Origin of the sequence: Nocardia sp. NPDC060220, from assembly GCF_042727815.1 — a bacterium.
GTDB lineage: Bacteria > Actinomycetota > Actinomycetes > Mycobacteriales > Mycobacteriaceae > Nocardia.
Window position 1 is genome coordinate 1 of record NZ_JBHWZY010000990.1, and the last position, 2,336, is coordinate 2,336.

General features: G+C 67.2%; 2 protein-coding genes. Both read left to right on the plus strand.

From position 1 onward, the window contains the following. On the plus strand, positions 1-1,087 hold a 1,087-nt coding region (locus ACFWF3_RS32695; protein ID WP_379317726.1), incomplete at its 5' end, for a FumA C-terminus/TtdB family hydratase beta subunit. Between the two features lie 138 nt (positions 1,088-1,225). Continuing rightward, positions 1,226-2,336, plus strand: a 1,111-nt coding sequence (locus tag ACFWF3_RS32700; RefSeq protein ID WP_379317728.1) for an ABC1 kinase family protein, incomplete at its 3' end; no start/stop codon positions are given.

A 2,336-nucleotide genomic window follows, 5' to 3' on the forward strand; every position in this document is an offset into this window, starting at 1 on the left:
GTTCCTGTACCAGGAGACCAAGGCCGTCCTGAACCCCGAGCGCATGCTCGAGTTCCTCGACGAGAAGATCCGCTCGCTGGGCACCGCGGCCTGCCCGCCGTACCACCTCGCGGTGGTCATCGGTGGCACCAGCGCCGAATTCGCCTTGAAGACAGCGAAATACGCCTCCGCGCACTACCTGGACAACCTGCCCACCGAGGGCTCGATCACCGGTCACGCGTTCCGCGACGTCGAGCTCGAGGAGGAGGTCTTCCAGCTCACCCGTGAGTTCGGCATCGGCGCGCAGTTCGGCGGCAAGTACTTCTGCCACGACGTGCGCGTGGTCCGTCTGCCCCGCCACGGCGCCTCCTGCCCCGTCGCGATCGCCGTCTCCTGCTCGGCCGACCGCCAGGCGCTGGCGAAGATCACCAAGGACGGCATCTTCCTGGAGCAGCTGGAAACCGAACCGGCCCAGTACCTTCCGGAGCAGACCGCCGACATCCTCGGCGGCGACGTGGTGCAGATCGACCTGAACCGCCCGATGGACGAGATCCGCGCCGAGTTGTCGAAATACCCGGTCAAGACCCGTCTTTCGCTGACCGGCCCCTTGGTCGTGGCCCGTGACATCGCGCACGCCAAGATCAAGGAACGGCTCGACGCGGGCGAACCCATGCCGCAGTACCTGCGCGACATGGCCGTCTACTACGCCGGTCCGGCCAAGACGCCCGAGGGGTACGCGTCGGGCTCCTTCGGCCCCACGACCGCGGGTCGCATGGACTCCTACGTCGACCAGTTCCAGGCCGCGGGCGGCTCGATGGTGATGCTCGCCAAGGGCAACCGCTCGGCCCAGGTCACCAAGGCCTGCAACGAACACGGCGGCTTCTACCTCGGCTCCATCGGCGGCCCCGCCGCCCGTCTCGCCCTGGACTGCATCAAGAACGTCGAGGTCCTGGAGTACGCCGAACTCGGCATGGAAGCGGTCTGGAAGATCGACGTCGAGGACTTCCCCGCGTTCATCGTCGTCGACGACAAGGGCAACGACTTCTTCGCCGAGACCTCCAAGCCGATCGCCCTGCGCGTGCGCACCCGTTCCAAGGAACGCGTGTAGCCATCCGGTCGTCGATACCCCGGTGCCCACTGCGGTGAGCGCCGGGGTTTTCGTCTGTTCCGTGGGTCCGGCGACGTCCGCCACCCCGGTGTAATGTGACGCACGACATACGGTGTACAGGCCTGACAGGGGTGCGGATTGGCGAGCGGTGGAGTTCCCCGGGGGCGGGCGACGCGGAGCGCGAAGCTGGGGCAGTTCGCCGCCGGGCAGGCGGTGCGCGAGGTCGGGCGCCGGCTGTCGATGATCGGGCGCACCGACGAGGCCCGTGAGGTGCTGGCGGAGCGGTCGGCGATGATGAAGGCGCAGCAGATCGTCGCGGTGCTGGGGAGCATGAAGGGCTCGGCGATGAAGCTCGGGCAGATGGGCTCGGTGCTCGATCTCGACTTCGTTCCCGAAGCCCATCGCGAGCAGTTCCGCGCCCAGCTCGCGGCCCTGCAGGACCGGGCGCCCGCGATGCCGTTCGCGACGATGCGGCAGGTGATCGAGGACGACCTCGGCCCCTTGGCCCAGACGTTCGCCGAGTTCGGTGAGACATCGATCGCGGCGGCGTCGATCGGGCAGGTACACCGGGCGCGACTGCACGACGGACGCATCGTGGCGGTCAAGGTGAAGTATCCCGGGGTGGAGCGCGCCGTCCACGCCGACATCAGCAATCTCGAGTTCCTCGGCAAAATGGCCAGAACAGTGCTGCCGAGCATGGCCGACACCGGTGTGCTGGAGGAGGTCGCCAGCAATCTGCGCAGCGAACTCGACTACGAACGCGAGGCTCAGACCCAGCATCGGGTCGCACGGCGCTATCGTGGCCATCCCTTCATCACCGTGCCCGACAGCATCGAGGAATTCTGCACGCACAATGTGCTGGTCACCGAATTCGTCGAAGGGCATCCGTTTTCGCACATCCAGACACTGCCTGCCGCCGAGCGGGACCGGCTCGGCGAGCTGATCTACCGCTTCTACATCGCCGGTCTGTTCGCCGACAACGAGTTCTGTGGCGATCCGCATCCCGGCAATGTGCTGCTGGCCGCCGACGGCAAACTCGCCTTCGTCGATTTCGGCCTCTACAAGGAGATGGATCCGGAGCACGTCGAGTTCGAGCGCTCGGTCCTGCGGGCCGCCGCGGAGGGCCGCGGTGAGGATCTGTTCGCCGCATGGCTGGGCAGGGGGATCATCGACCCCGATTCCGAGGTCACCGTGGAGGAGAGTCTGGCCTACGTCTGGGCCGCCACCGGCTGGCACCTGCTCGACGAGG